The sequence below is a fragment of the Methanocella arvoryzae MRE50 genome, assembly GCF_000063445.1.
GTDB classification, from domain to species: domain Archaea; phylum Halobacteriota; class Methanocellia; order Methanocellales; family Methanocellaceae; genus Methanocella_A; species Methanocella_A arvoryzae.
The window spans coordinates 253,110-271,534 of sequence record NC_009464.1 but is presented as its reverse complement, the minus strand read 5'-3'; the positions used below and the strand labels follow the sequence as shown (position 1 = coordinate 271,534).

Genomic DNA, 18,425 nt, shown 5'->3' with positions numbered 1-18,425 from the left:
TCATGGAAAAAGTTACCTTAACGCCAAACGGGGAAAAGTACCTCGTGCTCGAAGCTGAATGTATCACTCCGGACAACTTCGCGGGCAGGACTCTGGAAGAGATCGCTGACATGCAGGTGTGGGAGGGTAACACCACCCACCGCCTCGGCAAGTTCTTCGACATCAGCGGCACCACTGCCGCTACAGCCGAAGAGCAGGCCATCGTCATCAACGGCAGCGTTCCCAGAGTCAAGTACATCGGCTCGAAGATGGCCGCCGGCGCCATCCTTTGCAAGGGCGACGTAGACATGTACTGCGGCGCCTGGATGAAGGGCGGCAGCATCCTCGTCAAAGGCAACGCCGACGCCTTCGCAGGCATCCAGATGGAAGGCGGCGACCTCGTCATCGAGGGCAACGCCGGCAACTACCTGGGCGCAGCATACCGTGGCGACTGGAGAGGCATGAAAGGCGGCAACATCCTGGTCAAAGGCAACGCAGGCTGCGACATAGGCGAATACATGATCGGCGGCACTATAACGGTGCACGGCAACGTCACCATCAACGCCGGCATCCACGCCGGCAGAGCTGTCGGCGCAAAAGAGCCCGGCGGAAAGATCATCATCCACGGCAACGCCGAAAGCAGAGTCGGCGCCCAGATGACCCGCGGCACCATCTACGTCCTCGGCAAGATCGGCAACATGATGCCAGGCTTCGCCCTGAAGTCCACCGAAGAGGTAGAATTCGACGGCCAGAAGATGCTGTTCAATGTCTACACTGGTGACCGTGCAGAGGCCGGAAAAGGCACGCTGTACGTGAAAAGTTAAGAGCTTCGATTGATCGTTGGCGGACATCCCTTCCGTGGATGTCCTCCCTTTTTTTAATGGCAGAGCCGGACAACCAGGGCTTTACGGTTGCTTACGCCTACACGTAACCCGTATCCTTAAACTTCCGTCCCGCCTCTGGCCGGACATGAAAAAACTTATAATCTAAACCTGCAATAGCATCACACACCTTCAGGTGAACCTAGATGGGCAAGACGCTAGCAGAGAAAATTTTGTCCGCAAAGAGCGGGAAGGACTGTGCGCCGGGCGACATCGTCACTGTCCCCGTCGACTTCGTATTTTCACACGACGGCACAATGCCGCTGGCTATCCAGCAGATGGAGAAAGAATTGAACACCCGAAAGGTGTTCGATCCTGAGAAAGTGGCGGGGGTTTGCGACCACGCGTCTCCGTCTCCCAGCGAGCAGGTCTCCAACGTCCAGATCTTCATGAGGAAGTTCGCGAAGGAGAACAACATGCCGTACTTCTTCGAGAACGGCGATGGTATTTGCCACCAGATCGTAGCCGAGAAGTTCTCCGCCCCGGGCAAGATCATCATCGGCGGCGACAGCCACACCTGCACCCACGGTGCTCTCGCAGCGTTCGGCACGGGCATGGGCTCCACCGACGTCGGCGCCATCATGGCGTACGGCACCACCTGGCTGCGCGTTCCCGAGGCATTCAAGTTCGACATCAACGGCGAACTGCCGAAATACGTCACCTCTAAAGACGTTTTCTTGCACATCGTCAGGGAGATCACCGCAGACGGCGCGACTTATATGAGCATGGAATTTATGGGCGACACGGTCAAGAACATGTCCGTCGAGTCCAGGCTGGTCATGTCCAACATGGCCATCGAAGCGGGCGGTAAAGTCGGCCTGTGCGCCGCGGACGAGAAGGTACGGCAGTTCCTGGCAAAGTACGGCCGCGAACACGAGTACAAGCCTCTCGCCGCAGACCCGGATGCCCACTATGCCAACGAACTGCAAGTCGACGCCACCAAACTCGAGCCCCTCATTGCCTACCCCCACAGGGTAGACAACGTCAAGCCGGTATCTGAGTTCGCAGGCATGGAGCTCGACCAGGTATGCATTGGTTCCTGCACTAACGGCAGGCTGGAAGACCTCAAGGTCGCAGCCGAAATTCTCAAAGGCAAGAAAGTTCACAAGGACACCCGCCTCGTGGTTTACGCTGCCAGCAGAGGAGTAATGCTCGAAGCCATGCAGGCAGGCTACATCCAGACTCTTGTCGAGGCCGGAGCAGCGGTATGCCCGCCGGGTTGCGGCTTCTGCATAGGACGGACCGTAGCACTGGGCGACGGCGAGAAAGTGCTGTCCACCCAGAATCGTAATTTTAAAGGCAGGATGGGCAACAACAAGTCTGAAATTTATCTCTCTAACGTGCCTGTGGCGGCAGTCAGTGCCATATATGGCAAGGTAACCGACCCGAGGGAGGTGCTCTAAAATGGCCCTGAAAAATATCAGATCTCAGGTTCTCAGGATTTATCCTCCTGACACCAACACCGATGAAGTCATCTCGGGCAAGTACAAGTACGACGAGCTCGACCTGAAAAAGCTGGCCGTCCACGCGTTCGAGTCCATCGACCCGACGTTCTACACGGATGCCCAGAAAGTGAAGAGCCCGATTCTGGTCGCAGCGAACAACTTCGGCTGCGGCTCCTCAAGAGAGCAGGCACCCCAGGTCATCATGGCGTGCGATGTATCCTGTATCATTGCAGAATCCTACGCGAGGATCTTCTACAGGAACGGGTTTAACATCGGCCTTCCTCTCATAGAGTGTAAGGGTATCTCGAAGGCAGCAAAGCAAGGCGATGAACTCGAAGTGGACTTTGCTAAGAACCTGGTAATCAACCACACCACGGGACAGACTTTACCTATGAAACCGATCCCCGAGTTCATGCAGCAGCTCTTAGAGGCCGGCGGCCTCATGCCGTACTTGAAGAAGCAGCACGAGGGCAAGCAGTAAACCGCTTGCCTCCGCCCATTTTTTAGCATCATCTTTGTAGCGGTATCTGTCATGCGCGAAGAACCCGAGCACCGGCTCGACAGCCGTGCGGTGAACTACTGGCGTTTAGCCGGAGTAATCTCAGCAGTCATCTACTGGATTGTAGTGGTGTCATACTGGTACGCCTCAAGCCTCTGGCAGGTGCTGCCAGAGTGGGTAACTGCTGTACTTGCCGTACTGGCCTTGATCGGATCTGTCTATGAAATTTTGATTGTGCCAACTGTAAGGTGGAATACATGGCGATACGAGATCAGCGACATGGAAATCTATCTTCGGCACGGCGTAGTCGTCAAGCACCGGACTTTGATCCCCATGACCCGGGTCCAGCATGTGGATACCGTCAAAGGCCCGCTGCTGAGGCTGTTTGGGCTGGCGACAGTGACCATCGCTACCGCGGCCGGCACACACGCGATTCCTGCCCTGTCAGACAGTGTTGCGGCAGCGTTGCGGGATCGGATCGCAGAGCTGGCGCGGGTGACAGAAGAACATGATGGATAAGCCGAGACGCCTGCATCCCGCAGCCGTCCTCACTCTCCTGTTCAAGAACGTCTACGGGCTGATTCAGGCATTTTTACCGATCGCCATCGTCCTGCTCGCCAGAGGAGACCTCACCGCGTGGATCAGTTATCTGATCCCTGTAGCTATCGTGGCTTATTGCGCCTATACAGTACTGGCATGGTGGAGGCTCGTCTACTACGTCAGGGGTCACGAGCTTTACATGGAGTCCGGGGTAATCACCACTAAAAAGCGTACGATTCCTTTCGAGCGCATCCAGGGAGTGCAAATAAACGAAGGCTTAATACAGCGGCTCTTCGGCCTGGTCAGCCTCGAAGTTCAGACCGCTGGGAACGATAAAAAGGCGGAATTCTCCCTTTCAGCGCTGACACGCCGGGATGCGGAAGAGCTCAAGGCTCTGATCGGTAGCGGGCACATCGAGGAGAGCGTTGTGGAGCATGAGAACCTGATCGTCGAACGGCTGTCGGTAAAGGCCCTTTTACAGGCAGCCACCACGTCGAACGGCATCGGAGTAATCTTCTTTGCGATCATCGCCCTGATGTCCCAGCTAGACGATTTCATCCCGGGGATGAACATCTTTCTGATCATCGTTGAATACCTGATACACCAGGCCAGCAGCGGCTGGTTGTCGATCATCATCCTGCTCGCTGCCATTCTGGCATTGTCCTGGCTATTATCTGTCGCAGGCTCTATAATCCGGCTTGGCGGCTTTACTATCACCAGGCTGGAAGACAGGATCATCATAGACCGGGGTATTCTCGACCGGAGGCAGGTTACCCTTCCCATCAAGAAGATCCAGGCGATCACCGTCACCGAAAGCCTGCTAAGGCAGCCGTTCGGCCTCGCCTCGGTGGAAGTCATCAGCGCAGGCTATGGCAGCAAGGCAAACGAGGCCAAAATTATATTCCCCCTGTTACCGAGAAGCCAGGTAAAGCAATTCCTCGACCGTGTGCTTCCCGAGTTTTCGGCCGACCTTTCAGTATCCCCGCTACCTTCGAGAGCACTGCCCGGCTACCTGGTGCCTGGTATCGCCATAACCGCAATAATCTGCGGGATCATCTACTTAGTACCATGGGCTTACCTGCTTGCACTGATAGCCATTCCTATCCTTATACTAACGATCTTCCAGTACCTGGATGCCGGATACCGTCTCGATGACAGAGCTCTGATCATCCGGTCAAGGCTTCTCGGGAGAAAGACTCACATTATACCGGTTAACCGGATACAGTGGATCGGGTTATCGGCTAATCCCTTCCAGGCCAGAGCCCGGCTGGCTCGCATTCGCATAGCTTTGATGTCACAGATAGGCGGAACTGTTATCGATCTAAAAGGGCTGGATATTCGGAATGCTACCGCTATCTGGCTAACATTATATAAAAAAGACCGGCCAGTCGGCCGGCAATATTCTTCTACTGAGAAACCGTAAATTCCCAGTCGCTGTATTTATCGTCAATCACCTGTATCAGGTACGAGCCATCCTGCAGCACATCCTCAGTTACCTCCGCTGGGGTATCCATGTCCTCGTAAAGGCTGCGATCAAACGTGACAAAGATACCTGTGGTGGCATCGTAAAGCTGTGCCTTGACCTTGCCTGATACGCCTTTCAGAGTCACCGTTCCCTGGTTCAGGGTAATGGGGCCCACGACACTGCTGCCGGTTCCTTTGTATGTCTTAGGCGTGGTGTCAGGCGTGGCTGCCAGGGGCAGTTTGGTGAAAGTGACCACGTAGGGGTTGGAAGCCTTGATCTTGATGGGGTTTCCACCCTGGATGTCAGCCGGGGTAATGGACAGGTGCCAGCCGTCGGGCCTGGCAGGGAACATGTTTTCGGTTGCCTGTACAAAGTAGTTGCCGGCATCCACTTCAACTTCATCCTTATACAGAATCTCTACGATGTAGCCGCCAGATTCGAGCTTCGGATCGACAGTGCCGTCCTGAGAACCTGTAATAGTAACCTTATCTCCAGTCGTGGTAACCGTCGGGGCTCCTGTGACGACCGTTTCCGTGGTTCCCTGGGCAGTCGGAGCCGGGGTGCTCGTCGGCGTACTGGTACCAGTGCCGAAGCTGGTGCTGGTATTGATTTCCGTGCTGCCCGACATCGTGCATCCGCTGACCGCACCGACCACCAGGACGATAGCCAGTGTGCTGACTAATAGTAATAATATTGGTTTATTCATAGTCATACCCTCTTTTAATTTTAATGTATAATACTACGGTGAGATATACGTTAGCTAGCAAGCGTCAGCTGTCAGCACATCGCCACTATCTCAAAGTATTTTTCACTCCGGTCACGTATTCGTGAGCCAGCCGGGTCGGCTCGGGAATCCTGCCAGACTTCATGCACTTTTTTACTAGCTCGACGCTGGTCTCGAGAGAAATTCTGTGGCCGGGCGAAACGTAAATCGGCTTCTTAGAGCGTGGAGAATAGATCAGCTTTCCCGTACGTTCGGCTCCCTGGTATACGTAGCCATCGTCTCCGATATCGCCGCAGAGAAAGCTCTTTCCGACACCTATCGAGGGCATCTCCAGCCTGACCCCGATCTGGGTGGCAATGCCGCACCGCCTGGGATGATTGGTGCCAAAGCCGTCGATCATCAGGACGTCTACGACGGTGTCCAGTTTTTTAAAGGCGCTGATCATGGCATTCGCCTCCCGATAAGCCAGTAATCCCGGGATATATGGAAAATCGAGTTTCAGCAGCACGTGGGCTTTCTCGATCGGCTCCAGCGTATTCAGATCGATGACTACCGCTCCGCCGATGATCAGATCCTCATAATATGAACAGTCTATGCCAGCGACGTACTTCAGTTTTCCAAAAGCATCGTAGAATACGGCTTTCCTGGCCAGACGCTCCTGCTCACGGTATAATTCTCGGACTTTCACGTAAGCTCATATATTCGGCTTATATATAGTCATTCTCGGGAACGATTGTATTTAAAATAAGTCTAACGCAACCGCTTATAAGAGTTTGTGATTAAAAAATATGTAGTGCCCGGAGGCACTGTTTTTACTCGATGAGCTCAGCCTTGATGCTGGTAAACACAGGACCGCGGAAGTCTATCTTGTGTTTCTTGCCCTGGATGTACCTTAGCGCAACGGGGTCGACCTTAACGTAGACATCGCCAGGTGCTCTGGACATCTTGACGGTGGTCTCGTACACGCCTTCCTCGATGTTCCGGGCTGCTGCGTTAGCGATGGCATCGATGTTCCTGATGCCGGTGGGGGCGCCTTTCTCGGCCACTTCGGCGAACTTGGGATTGTTGAGAGGGATGCCAAGGAGGTCGCCTTTGTAAACGTAAGCCTCGTTCATGATGGCGCCGCCGCAGAGCTTCTTGCCTTCTTCTTTCTCTTCGAGGTAGACTTTGATTTTCTTGCCGTTAATAGTGCCTTCCCACACGTCGAACCTGCAGGGGCTGGGCGCAGAGCCATTTCGTTCTACAGTAGCGATGATGGCCATGGCGATGTCATGCCCTTCTTTCGTCTGCGGGTGCTTCTCCATAGAGATCATGCGGGCGATCTCTGCGTCGGTCAGGTCCCACTCTTCCTTGAACTGGGGGTAAACCATGTCCCTCATGTCCTTCGCCTGGTGCAGAATCATGGCGAGGCGCTCCACGCCGAGGCCGAGGTTCATGACGGGATAAGGAATGTCATACTGTGACAGTGCTGTAGCTGAATATATGCCGAAGGTAGCGATCTCTACCCATCCATCCTTGTACTTGGTGTTGCTGCCCTTCAGCGCAGGGTGGTAACCATATACCTCGATCTGGGTATCTGGTGTATAGTATTTGCTGCGCTTGTCGTCGGGCTTGAACTTGAACTGGGAGAAGCCGAACTGTCTGAGGAGGCCTGCTGCGACAGCTTTGCCGTGCTCGACTGTCACGTCAGGGTCCATGATGACGCAGGATGCGGAGTGATATGCCCTGAGACGGTCGGCATTCTCTTCCTGCTCCCTGCGGAACACGAGGTCTACGGAAAACAGCTTGAGCGGTGTCGTACGGCGGTCGACCATGGCACCCAGTGTAATGAACCAGCCGGAAGTCATGTGGCTGCGCAGTGTCTTGCGAGAGCAGACAGGCTCGAGCTTCTTGAATTCAGGGAAGACGTGGTCGATCATGACGGCCACTTTGGAGTCCTGGATCTGGAGTCCTGCTGATAGATCTGCCACCAGATCGTCGCCCTCGATCTCGCCCTTCTTGTACTTGTGCAGGATCTCCCTTATTGTTTCTTTGTCCGAATCCGTCAGGGAGCGGCCGAAGATCTGCTCGATCTGGGCAAAGCGCTCGTCGGAGATGCCGACGTTGGGCCTGGGGAGGCCGCCTATATAGTAAACTCTGTCAAGGACTGCCAGCGCCTCGTAGTTGAACTGGCGGAAGATGTCACTTTCCTCGATGATGATCGGGTTGACCATTTCTTCGAAGCCGAGGTTAATGTAAGCTTCCCGGAGTTTGTTAAGCGTGTCGTAGACCGGGTGAGCCTTCCCTGGCTCATTGTGTATAGTGTAATCTTTTGTCGAGTCCGGCTGCGCGACGTACTTGCCGCTGGTGCTCCAGGCCCTGTCAAAGTCTTCTTTCGTCTCCAGCTTAACCTGCTCAGGATCGAACTTCATAGAAAATGGCCTCTGTGATATGGTTTTGTATAATGTAAGTAAAGCTAATATTATATAGGATTTGTGTTAACGGCCTGCATCGCCGAAGAACGAGCCCGCCCCGGGGAATTTGATCGCGGAATACTTTTTAAGGAGACTGATCTATTAAGAGGCTGTTCATGCGAGATATAGAGCTATACTTACTGGTTGCGGCAGGCGGGTTTGCCGGGGCGTCTGCACGGTACTTGATCAACGGCCTGGCACCATCTATGCCGGGTATTCTTCTCATCAACGTCCTCGGCTGCATGGTGCTGGGCTTCCTGCTCTACGCATCGCTCTTCACCGGGATGTTCAGCCCGACCGTGCGGGCTGTCTTCGGCTCGGGCTTCATCGGCGCCTTCACGACGTTCTCGACTTTCAGCGTCCAGACACTGCAGGCATCTCCCGAGATCGCCATTCTCAACGTGCTCGGCAACCTGTTCCTCGGGCTCGCCGGCGTTCTTATCGGTCGTCAGGCGGCGATGCTGCTGGCGAGGAGGCCCGGATGGACCAGCTAATTCTTGTCGGTGCCGGAGGGGCGATCGGCTCGCTGCTTCGCTTTCAGATCTCCCGCATGCAGGCTCCCCGGGGTATACCGCCAGGGACCCTGTTCGTGAACGTCACGGGGAGTTTCCTGATTACGCTCTTCATCGGCCTGAGTGTGACAGGGGAGACGTACGATCTCCTCTGTACGGGCCTTCTCGGAGGCTATACGACCTTTTCCACCTTCGGGTTCGAAACCTTCCGCCTGATCGAGAGCCGGGACTATAAGGCCGCAGGTGCCAATATTCTCTATAACGTGGCCGGAAGCCTGCTGGCCGCCTACACAGGGTTTAAAGTGGCGGGCTTGATACTGTAACGATTGGTAATGTTAAATACCTGTAAAGTACATGGGGATAGCTAATGTTCACTAATGGAATGCTACTTCGAATATACGTCTCGGAGACCGCCAGGATCCACGATCAGCCGGCCTACAAGTACCTCGTAGAGTACTTCCGGCAAAAGGGCTTCCCTGGCTGCACCGTCTATCGCGGGCTCATGGGCTTCGGCCACGAAAAGGACATTAAAAGCTTCGACGTCTTCCGCCTGTCCCTCGACCTCCCAGTAGTAATCGAGGTCGCCGACACAGCCGAGCGGGTCATGGAAGTCCGCGACGAAGTCGACAGTCTCGTCCAGCATGGTCTAGTGATAACACAGCCGGTGAGTATGTCCAGAAAATTACCCTGAGACTTCTAACTGTCTAACCACAGAAACCCACAGAGTACTGGTTTTACCACGGAGACGCACAGAGGTTCACAGAGTACTGGTTTTACCACAGAGGCACAGAGACGCACAGAGGTTCGCGGAGGTTTATCTAATAAGCAGGGGCGTGCCGAAATTTTTCAGTAAAACATAGGGAGTCAACCCATGTGAGTCAAGTCTCTGGATCAGATATTACAGAAAATTGCAGCACTCTTTATAATTAAAATAAAAAATCTCTGTGCGTCTCTGTGTTTCTCTGTGCCTCTGTGGTGAGCCGTTTCTCTGTGGCGAATAAGACGGGGGCGTGTTGTCGTGGTAAGACTTACTTACCATTATTTATTTACAGTACGGCACCGGCATACTTATTATGCCTCAGGTCTACAAGAATAGTAAAACTATTCAGAGGTAGGGGAATGCAGCCGGAAAAAATTTTGAAAGCGGAGTGGAAGCGCCAGGCGCACGGGGCGATCACACACGTTTACATGACCCCTGACGGCTCGTACATCGGGGCTGCCTCGGAAGATCACGACGTTTACCTCATGGAGTTCGGGGGTAAGCTTCTGTGGGCTAACACCACCGGCGACGATGTGGCATTTGTCAAGGTTTCTGACGACGGGGAATACGTCGTCTCTTATTCGAAGGACAGCATCATTTCGTTCTTTAACAAGCGCGGAGACCAGCTCTGGACGTACCGGGTTGGCAGGCGCCTGAATGCACTGGATATGGACCCCGAAGGTTCGCTGGTCGTGGCCGGATACGAGGACTGCTCTGTCCGTGCTCTGGATCGGAGCGGTAACGTCACGTGGAGTCGGACGTTCAGAAAGCCAGTGACTTCCGTTTGCGTTTCCGGCAGCGGCAGCCTGTTTCTCGTAGGGACTGCAGAAGGCCGGACGTACATGTTCACCTCTGATGGCCGGCTTCGATGGGAGTTCATCACCAACTCGCCAGTGGTCTATGTCTTCACTTCTTATGACGGCGAGTTCAGCTACGTGCTGGAGATGATGAACAATACTCTGCACTGCCTGAGCGACAGGGGCAATGAGCTTGCCAGCAGTACTTATGCGGGAGAGATTAACGATCTTTCGATCACCGACGATGGCCGCTACCTCGCTATCGGCTTTTCGAACTCACAGGTCTACTTTACCGACAAGAACCTCAACCTGCTCTGGAAATCTATCGTGCCCGGCCCTGTCGTGCGCCTTAAAGTGTCGGACGACAGCAGCATGGTCTTCGCCACTACTGCTACCCACGGAGTGTACGTCCTGAACAAGAAAGGCGATCAGCTGCTCACATTCCAGTTTGAAGACGTGGCCCTGGGGCTGTGGTGCAGCAGCGATGGTAACTATTTCGCCGCCGGCGCAAAGGATACCATATACCTGTTCGGCATCAGCCGGTATCTCCAGTACATCGCCAGGGAACAGGTGAAAGTCCTGAAGCTGATGGAAGCAGACAAGCAGCGGGCGCTACGAGGCAAAGAAGGCCAGCATATCGAACCACGGCCAGGCCTGGCGGGAGGGCTCAGCAACTCCTGTGCCCGGTGCGGTACCCCTATCCTGAGCAGCAGGACCTTCTGTAACTATTGCGAGATGCTCAACAGGCGTGGTAAATAAACTATGGAGACTCCGGGCATCCTTTGATTTTCTTTTAAAACAGCGTCTTTTGCCGCCCTTTCTTCTCCTGCTCTTTCAGGACTCCATCGAGCTCGTGCATATTCACGACAAGCCCTTCCCTGCGGTAAAAGATAGAGTTGATGAACCACTTCCGGAGAAAGGCGTAGAATTGATCTCCTCTGATATTCGGGAGGTTGCACTCCCGGAGCACATCGGCGCTCAGGGGCGGTAAGCGCTTCTGGTACTCGCTGGATTTGAGCATTGTAAAACCGTCACCATCTTCCCGGAAGATGCCTACATATGAGGGCAGCCACTTAGGCATTTTCTGCCGGCTTCCAAGAACCAGCCAGATGTAGTCCGCCAGCATGGCGTAATGGGGAAGTTGCTCTAAGAACCTGTTGACGTCATCGTGGTCACTCTTGAACTCGATGAGGTGCAGGCCTGCGCTTAGGCGGAGGCCAGTAGAGAAAGACTGTTCGGCGCTGATCCGTTTTACAAGATAATCGCACCGGTGCTCTGCGGCGTCGCAAGAGATGTACTTCTTGATGGTCTTACGATCTGCCATCAGGGCGTTCAGCTCTCTTTCGGATACGACAGTTCCCGCGGACTTATCCCTGAACCCTTCCAGCAGGCATTGCTCATCGTAGATCGGCTCGAAGTTCGCCAGGAAGTGCTTCTTGCGGTCGGCGCAGGTGCCGTCCAGTAAATACTTGTTACAGGCCCTCACAGCGCTGACCGGGGCGCTTTCCGTCAGGCCTTCAAAAGAAGTCTCTTCGGGCACGTAAACGGCGAGATCGAACATGCCAAAGCGGGCTTCCTCTAAAACGTAGGGAGTCTCTTTCAAGAGGATTTCCCTCATTCGGCGTTTGAGGACATATTCGACTGTCATAGCAATTTTATCTGTGGTTGAAAGGGCAACTTGGAGAATACAGGCTTTCGTTAATATTAATTGACAAAAAAGTTACAAATACTTTTGTATAGCCCCTATCTTGCTCATTGATCTGTCATATATTTATCAAATACTCCCAGATTAGTAATTTTAAAAGTAGTTGTAAATTCTACTACATATGAATAATTTTTATCCATATAAGTACCATTACGAATCACAGTCCGAGTTTGAATTATGGGGGATGTCCATGTTTCACCAGGGCTTAAAGAGATCATTGTATTGTTGTATGATAATTTTGCTATCCCACTCTTATTTACATTTAATATTTTTAGCCCGTTATTCACATTATGTGGGAGATCATAAACCCCATGGACAATAAGACTAGTTCTCAAGTGCTCAGGCGTATTTTCGATCTGATAAATCCCCCATAATATATTCAAACTGTTATTTATCTCAGGATAATCTGGAGGAAAATTGCCTGATTTATTATAATATATTTGTGCCATAGGCCGATTATATAAAAATTTTATTGGTAATGGGGCATCAGGTGGAACGGGGTTATTACCCGATATGATTTTACCATCATCACAAATTTCTTCTTCGATAGCAACATATTTATTGTCAGGTAGCTGATCTTCTTTTATAACTATATTAATATACATAATACTTATAATAAATATCATAATAAGCGATAGTGCTATTATGCCATAGATAAGTCTTTTATTTACCATATTATCACCGATTTTTAATATTATTAATAAAAAATTTATTATTTAATATCTATGGATGTGCTGGGTATGGGGTGGCGGGGTTATATCTTGTCATATATAAGTTTACCTTCCCATTGGTATTAAACAGGTAATCGTAGAAGTCATAATACCACGCATTTGCAGTACCGCCAGTAGTTAAGCTATTAATTTCCCCGTTTATTAGGTTAATTATTCTATTATTATAGTCATAACAATAGAAATCCGAGGCGGCTTTCCAAGATACACTAGGCGGTAGGTCGTTATCATATCCATCGTGATAGTAATACTTCTCTATTGCCATATCAGCTAAATCACATTGTTGTGTATGGGGCGTATTAAACGTACGATAATATTGATCACCGGTATTCATATCCAATATACCATATGTTATGCTATTAAAGTCTCTACTTCCAGCTGCATTATTTGCCTTAATCATTAGGGAGTATGTATGATCTGAAGGATGATCCCAATGATCGACAAAATTATAATCGACCATGATATTAAACCTTATATTATTTCCATCCCTAATCATTTGAATACAATTTTCTTGCCGTTGGTTGTTTACAGGATAACCATACAAATGCATTACATACTCATCAAAGTCTCCAGCATTTGCATCCTGCAAATTATTCAAATTATAAACCCTAGCACCACAAGAAGATACATATTTGCTGTTAATTCCAAACACCATATATATAATATCCCAGTTTGAATTATAGCTGGGATTTACCTGAAGACCAGAGCTTTGAATACTCATCAAGCCGTTTGTTGTATTGGTGTCTTGCTGAATAGGTAGCGGTAATTCAGGGTATATTTCAGTGTCATTTGGTTTCTTTGCTGGAGTTGTATCGATTATCGCTCCGGGAATAACTAATTTATCGGTCTTTCCAGATAAAAATTCATGTGTAGCCTTATCTACAACTGCAGGATCTATTTTTAATTTTTTTTCAACCATTTCATCCGAAGTTGTATTTGTTGCCACTGTCGGTACAACGGTTAGTGCCATGAGCAACATTAGGGCAGTAGGTACGCAAAGGATTTTACTCCAATTAATCATATCGTTCCTCATTTAGTCTTTAAAAGCATGAGCGATCATGCCAAGTTTTTAAGGAGGCAAGCAGGTTAGTTATAAATAACATTGAACACTAACACTTTCTTGCCTTTTGGCTATGGGTTACAGTTACTCTTGGACGGGTGCTGTACCCATGTATCATATTTTTGGACTTTAGCTAGGTAATAGCTTGCTTACTATTTATATCTTACTCAATTGAATTTTAAGTAATTTCATCAAAATAAGCTTATATATGTCTTATTAGTCGTTAGCTTTTGAAAAAAAACGATTAAAAATAGTTCGATATAAAATTTACTATCTTTTGCACTTTGCTTTAATATATTCGTCAATCGCCTCTGCAGCTTCCTTTGCCTGACCCATGGCGCTGATGACTGTGGCCGATCCGGACACTGCGTCGCCACCTGCAAATACTCCCTCTCTGGAGGTCATGAACGAGTAGCCGTCCACTTCCAGGCCGCCGTGGCCGTTGGTCTTGAGGCCTGGGGTCGTCTTTACGAGCAGGGGGTTCGGCGAGGTGCCGATGGCGATGATGACTGTGTCGACGTCGATTACGGTCTCGCTGCCTTTGACCGGTACAGGCTTTCTGCGGCCTGAGGCATCGGGCTCAGTCAGCTGCATTGTGATGACTTCGATGCCTTTGACCCAGCCTTTTTCATCTCCGACCACTTTCGTCGGGTTGGTGAGCAGTTTGAATTCGATGCCTTCTTCCCTAGCGTGGATGACTTCCTCGCGCCTCGCGGGCATCTCCTCTTCGCCCCTGCGGTAAATCAGGTAGACGTGGGCTCCGAGCCTTCTGGCAGTCCTTGCCGCGTCCATGGCGACGTTGCCGCCGCCGACGACAGCGACCTTGTTGCTCTTCTTGATCGGCGTGTCGTGCTCGGGGAACTGGTAGGCCCTCATCAGGTTGACTCTGGTCAGGTACTCGTTGGCCGAGTAGACGCCGCAGAGGTTCTCGCCGGGTATGCCCATGAACACAGGGAGGCCGGCACCGCTGCCGATGAAGACTGCGTCGTACTCTTTCAGCATTTCGTCGATCGTGATAGTCTTGCCCACGATCTGGTTGAGCCGGATCTCTACGCCGAGGCTCTTGACGTAGTCTACTTCTTTTGCCACGATGTCCTTCGGCAGCCTGAACTCGGGGATGCCGTAGGTCAATACTCCGCCTGCGGTATGCAGCGCTTCGAAGATGACGACCTTGTAGCCCATCTTAGCCAGTTCGCCGGCTGCCGTGAGTCCTGCGGGGCCTGAGCCGATGACGGCGACTTTCTTGCCGTTCCATTCAGGGATAACTGGCTTTTCACCCTGTTTTTCATGCTCGGCGGCAAACCGCTCCAGGCGGCCTATGGCTACGGGAGTCCACTTCATGCTCAGGATACAGAGCTTTTCACACTGGGATTCCTGGGGGCAGACTCGGCCACAGATGGCCGGAAGGCTGTTCTTAGCCTTGATTGTCCGGGCCGCGTCTTCAAATTTGCCCTGCTTGATCTCGTCGATGAACTGCCGGATGTCAATGCCTACCGGGCAGCCTTCGATGCACATCGGAGTCTTGCACTTGAGGCAACGTTTGGCTTCTGCAAGTGCTTCTTCTTCGGTGTAGGTGCTTGCAACCTCGTCGAAGTTTTTAATACGCTCTGCCGGCTCCTGCTCTTTCGGATCGATCCGGTGACGCCTGTCGATTATCTCCTTGTCAGGCATAGTGGCACCCCGTTTTTCTCGTGCTGGTATCTCTCAGTCGACACTTTTTCCTCTTCGCCATACATCCGCCCTCTGGCCATCAGGCCATCAAAATCTACGAGGTGGGCGTCGAACTCCGGGCCGTCGACGCAGGAGAACTTAGTCTGGCCGCCGACGCTGACCCTGCACGAGCCGCACATGCCTGTCCCGTCTACCATGATCGGGTTCAGGCTGACTATTGTCTTGATCCCGTGAGGCCTGGTGGCATTAGCAATATTTTTCATCATGATGAGCGGTCCGATCGCGATCACTCTGTCGATCTTTATGCCGGAGCTGATCAGGTCGGCGAGGGGCTGGGTGACAAAGCCCTTTATTCCCTTCGATCCGTCGTCCGTAGCCACGTGCAGCTCATCGCTGACTGCCCTGAGCTTGTCTTCCCAGAAGAGGTATTCTGCGCTTCTTGCACCTATGATTGAGATCACCTTGTTGCCGCGGGCCTTGAATTCTCTGGCTATGGGGTAGATCGGGGCGATGCCGATACCGCCTCCTATGCAGACGACGAGGCCGTTTTCGATAATTTCGCTAGCATTTCCCAGCGGGCCCGCCACATCGTGCAGGTTGCTACCTTCGCAAAGGGAACAAATTTTGCCCGTAGAGCTGCCGACTGGCTGGATTACCATCGTGATGGTCCCCTTTTCCCTGTCATAGTCGGCTATAGTAAGGGGTATGCGCTCTCCCTTTTCACCGGCTCTGACTACGACGAACTGTCCGGCCTGCGCTTTTCGGGCTACGTCCGGAGCCTCCACTACCAGCTGAGTGGTAAAGGTGGCGAGCTCTGTTTTAGAGACAATGTTATACAAGTTAAGCTCCTTCCGGGTCTTTTAATTCATGCAGTCAATACCATGTGTGCCTTATATATATTTTGGATACTGGCTGCTTAAGTGGTCAAATTAGAGTCCCCTGATTTTATATACTTTCTACTATACTTTCTATTGGCAGTCAGGCACATGCTGCCCATGAAGTAGATATTGACAATAATTTATATAAATGTATCTATACTGTGTTGCCGCACCTTGGGCCTGTCGGAATACGGCTAAGTATTTGTCGGATAAAGACGCATTGATCCAGAGTTGCGAGGGGGAAGTGTTTACGGGGAGCCAGATTTCTCAGGCAGTTCAGGTGACTGCCGGCAGACCGAAGATGCCAATGAGCACGTGTGTGCTGTTGCACCACGACGGCCAGGTCGAGCGAATCACAGAGAAATCTCTAGAGGAGTACCTGAGCCTGATTCCCTCGGCAAGCGTCGCCTGGGTGGACTACACTTCGCTCGACCTGGATCGGGATCTGGAAAAGATCATGGCGACGATGGGCTTTACCCAGATACCTCCCACCCTGCTTCAGTCAGGCTTTTTCTCGTCATATGAAGATGCAGACACAGAGCTTGGCATCCGGATGCCCTCGGTCACCGTAAAAGACTTCGACGTGAAAGTCCGGCCCCTCATCATTCTCCTCAGGGATAACTTCATCATGACCGTCCACGACCAGGACATCGTCCGGCTGATCAAGCTGTTCCGCTACGCGCCCACATTTATGAAAAAGATCACCGCGGAGTCCAAAGTCGATAAGATCACCCTGATCCTCGAGCGCATCATCGACGAGAACAACGACCGGAACTTCGAGTACCTGCGGGAGATCGAGAAACACGGCGACGACATCAGCAGGCGGCTGATCGACGAGGACTATAACAAGAAGCTGATCGCCCGGGAAATCTATGAGATGAAGCATATCCTGATCACGTATATCGATGCGCTATGGGCTTCTAAGGACGTAATCGAAAACCTCCGCTATGGTGATGCTGACCTGCTGACAGACGATGATAAGCTGCTGGGCAGGATCGGCATCCTGTCGGATAACATAAACAGACATATCGAGCTGTCGGAGCAGATGTCCAACGTGCTGGCCTCCGGCCTGGAAGTCATGCAGAGCATCTACAATAACCAGCTCCAGCAGATGAATAACAGGTTCGCGCTGGTCACCGCTTATCTCACCGTGCTGGGTACGGCCTTTCTCGTGCCGAATACGATTGCCACTATCGTCAGCAGCCTGGGATGGGACATGGCCGGTGCAGAATGGTACCTGCCATTCCTCCTCGGATCAACGATCGTTGCCACGCTGATCTCGATCTTCTGGGTCTGGCACGTCTGGAATAGCAAGAAAGATGACGATATTGTGAGGAAATAAAGGTTACTTATCTTTTTCTATTTGCATTTCTGATCAGAAAGTATTTAGCCCTGACTTTTTAATTAGAATCCCAGTAAGAGTTGATGTTCCTATGTCTATAGACTGGGGATTTACCATCCGAAAGTTCATCGTGTACGGCACGTTGTTTGCACTGTTCGCTCTGGCTATCCTGATAATGGCCGCGCTCGGTGTGGAGCCATGGCTTATAGCAATCCTGTCAGGCGGCTTCCTGTTTGTCCAGTACTTCTTCTCGGACAAGCTCGTCCTCTGGTCCACAGGGGCGAAAATCGTCAGCGAATCGGAAGCGCCGAGGCTGCACATGATGATTGAAAGCCTGTGTACCCGGATGAACCTCCCGAAACCGAGGATCGCCATCGTATCCAACGATATGCCCAACGCTTTCGCGACCGGCAGAAGCCCTAAAAAGTCTGTAGTCGCAGTCACGACTGGCATCCTGGGCCGCCTGAACGAGCGGGAGCTGGAAGCCGTGTTAGCCCACGAGCTGTCCCACGTCAAGCACAGGGACATGTTTGTGGTCACCTTCGCCAGCTTCATCGTATCCGTCCTGAGCTGGGTCGTATACATCGCTCTCTCCATGGTTATGCGGGGCGAAGACCGGGACAACTTTGCAGCCACCATGGCCGCCTGGATGGTCTCCATGGTCTTCTCCAACACGATCGGCCTCATCATTATCAACACCGTATCCCGGTACAGGGAGTACGGGGCAGACGAGGGCGCCGCTTACGCTACCGGAAGCCCGGACAACCTGATTAGCGCTCTGAAAAAGATCTCCGGGGCGAGATACTCCGGCGACGACGCCAGAGGCCTCGAGGCTGCCAAAGCCCTGTGCATCTCGTCGACTTCGGGCTCTGCGCTGATGGAGCTCTTCTCCACTCACCCGCCGATGGAAAAGCGGATTGCCAGGCTGGAGCAGATCAGGACAAAAATGCGCGGGTATTAAGAACTGGGGAAGTGCCGGGAGGCAC

Annotated in this window: 19 protein-coding genes; 11 read left to right on the top strand and 8 right to left on the bottom strand. The window is 52.0% G+C overall.

What is annotated here, in order from left to right; all coding sequences use genetic code 11:
• The first annotated feature begins 2 nt into the window (after positions 1–2).
• The 5 genes from RCI_RS01375 to RCI_RS01355 all read left to right on the top strand — a co-directional run bounded on the left by RCI_RS01375 (position 3) and on the right by RCI_RS01355 (position 4,767).
• The gene (locus RCI_RS01375) at positions 3–803 is read left to right on the top strand and encodes a formylmethanofuran dehydrogenase subunit C (protein ID WP_012034593.1); all 801 of its coding nucleotides are present in this window, start codon (positions 3–5) and stop codon (positions 801–803) included.
• 203 nt (positions 804–1,006) lie between these two features.
• Positions 1,007–2,263, top strand: a complete 1,257-nt coding sequence (locus RCI_RS01370) for a 3-isopropylmalate dehydratase large subunit (RefSeq protein ID WP_012034592.1) — start codon at positions 1,007–1,009, stop codon at positions 2,261–2,263.
• Position 2,264: 1 nt separating this feature from the next.
• Positions 2,265–2,786, top strand: coding sequence for a LeuD/DmdB family oxidoreductase small subunit (locus RCI_RS01365; RefSeq protein ID WP_012034591.1), 522 nt, complete (start codon positions 2,265–2,267; stop codon positions 2,784–2,786).
• 51 nt (positions 2,787–2,837) lie between these two features.
• Positions 2,838–3,323 (top strand): PH domain-containing protein, encoded by a 486-nt coding sequence (locus RCI_RS01360; protein ID WP_012034590.1) that lies wholly within the window; start codon positions 2,838–2,840, stop codon positions 3,321–3,323.
• Positions 3,313–4,767 carry a PH domain-containing protein gene (locus RCI_RS01355; protein ID WP_012034589.1) on the top strand — a complete coding sequence of 485 codons (1,455 nt, stop codon included), beginning with the start codon at positions 3,313–3,315 and terminating at the stop codon, positions 4,765–4,767. The genes RCI_RS01360 and RCI_RS01355 overlap by 11 nt, the downstream gene beginning before the upstream one ends.
• Here the strand turns inward: RCI_RS01355 and RCI_RS16840 are convergent.
• From RCI_RS16840 to sepS, 3 genes are all read right to left on the bottom strand, one after another.
• Complete coding sequence (locus RCI_RS16840) at positions 4,751–5,515, bottom strand: hypothetical protein (protein WP_158308843.1); 765 nt, start codon at positions 5,513–5,515, stop codon at positions 4,751–4,753. The two genes, RCI_RS01355 and RCI_RS16840, sit on opposite strands and share 17 nt — an antisense overlap.
• A gap of 85 nt (positions 5,516–5,600) precedes the next feature.
• Complete coding sequence (locus RCI_RS01345) at positions 5,601–6,221, bottom strand: endonuclease V (RefSeq protein WP_012034587.1); 621 nt, start codon at positions 6,219–6,221, stop codon at positions 5,601–5,603.
• A 124-nt stretch (positions 6,222–6,345) separates the two neighbouring features.
• Entirely contained in the window at positions 6,346–7,944 is a 1,599-nt protein-coding gene (sepS, locus tag RCI_RS01340; protein ID WP_012034586.1) for an O-phosphoserine--tRNA ligase, read from the bottom strand.
• A 158-nt stretch (positions 7,945–8,102) separates the two neighbouring features.
• On the opposite strand from sepS, the gene crcB reads away from it, so the two are divergent.
• From crcB to RCI_RS01320, 4 genes are all read left to right on the top strand, one after another.
• A complete protein-coding gene (gene crcB, locus RCI_RS01335) occupies positions 8,103–8,480 on the top strand; it encodes a fluoride efflux transporter CrcB (RefSeq protein ID WP_012034585.1) in 378 nt (125 codons plus the stop codon).
• On the top strand, positions 8,468–8,821 hold the full coding sequence (locus RCI_RS01330) for a fluoride efflux transporter FluC (RefSeq protein ID WP_012034584.1): 354 nt from the start codon (positions 8,468–8,470) through the stop codon (positions 8,819–8,821). The genes crcB and RCI_RS01330 overlap by 13 nt, the downstream gene beginning before the upstream one ends.
• Before the next feature lie 44 nt (positions 8,822–8,865).
• Positions 8,866–9,189 carry a DUF190 domain-containing protein gene (locus tag RCI_RS16050; RefSeq protein WP_012034583.1) on the top strand — a complete coding sequence of 108 codons (324 nt, stop codon included), beginning with the start codon at positions 8,866–8,868 and terminating at the stop codon, positions 9,187–9,189.
• Between the two features lie 428 nt (positions 9,190–9,617).
• Complete coding sequence (locus RCI_RS01320; RefSeq protein ID WP_048197802.1) at positions 9,618–10,814, top strand: WD40 repeat domain-containing protein; 1,197 nt, start codon at positions 9,618–9,620, stop codon at positions 10,812–10,814.
• A gap of 34 nt (positions 10,815–10,848) precedes the next feature.
• Here RCI_RS01320 and RCI_RS01315 read toward each other — a convergent pair whose 3' ends face one another.
• From RCI_RS01315 to RCI_RS01295, 5 genes are all read right to left on the bottom strand, one after another.
• On the bottom strand, positions 10,849–11,703 hold the full coding sequence (locus tag RCI_RS01315) for a hypothetical protein (RefSeq protein ID WP_012034581.1): 855 nt from the start codon (positions 11,701–11,703) through the stop codon (positions 10,849–10,851).
• Positions 11,704–11,807: 104 nt separating this feature from the next.
• Positions 11,808–12,434 carry a hypothetical protein gene (locus RCI_RS01310; protein ID WP_012034580.1) on the bottom strand — a complete coding sequence of 209 codons (627 nt, stop codon included), beginning with the start codon at positions 12,432–12,434 and terminating at the stop codon, positions 11,808–11,810.
• Positions 12,435–12,483: 49 nt separating this feature from the next.
• A complete protein-coding gene (locus RCI_RS01305; RefSeq protein WP_012034579.1) occupies positions 12,484–13,521 on the bottom strand; it encodes a hypothetical protein in 1,038 nt (345 codons plus the stop codon).
• Positions 13,522–13,818: 297 nt separating this feature from the next.
• Positions 13,819–15,219 carry an NADPH-dependent glutamate synthase gene (gltA, locus tag RCI_RS01300; RefSeq protein ID WP_012034578.1) on the bottom strand — a complete coding sequence of 467 codons (1,401 nt, stop codon included), beginning with the start codon at positions 15,217–15,219 and terminating at the stop codon, positions 13,819–13,821.
• Positions 15,201–16,058, bottom strand: coding sequence for a sulfide/dihydroorotate dehydrogenase-like FAD/NAD-binding protein (locus RCI_RS01295; RefSeq protein WP_012034577.1), 858 nt, complete (start codon positions 16,056–16,058; stop codon positions 15,201–15,203). The genes gltA and RCI_RS01295 overlap by 19 nt, the downstream gene beginning before the upstream one ends.
• A 346-nt stretch (positions 16,059–16,404) precedes the next feature.
• Between RCI_RS01295 and RCI_RS01290 the strand changes: the two genes are divergently transcribed.
• Together RCI_RS01290 and RCI_RS01285 are read left to right on the top strand one after the other, a co-directional pair.
• A complete protein-coding gene (locus RCI_RS01290; protein ID WP_231844897.1) occupies positions 16,405–17,439 on the top strand; it encodes a CorA family divalent cation transporter in 1,035 nt (344 codons plus the stop codon).
• Between the two features lie 91 nt (positions 17,440–17,530).
• The gene (locus tag RCI_RS01285) at positions 17,531–18,400 is read left to right on the top strand and encodes a M48 family metalloprotease (RefSeq protein WP_012034575.1); all 870 of its coding nucleotides are present in this window, start codon (positions 17,531–17,533) and stop codon (positions 18,398–18,400) included.
• The last annotated feature ends 25 nt before the right edge of the window (positions 18,401–18,425 follow it).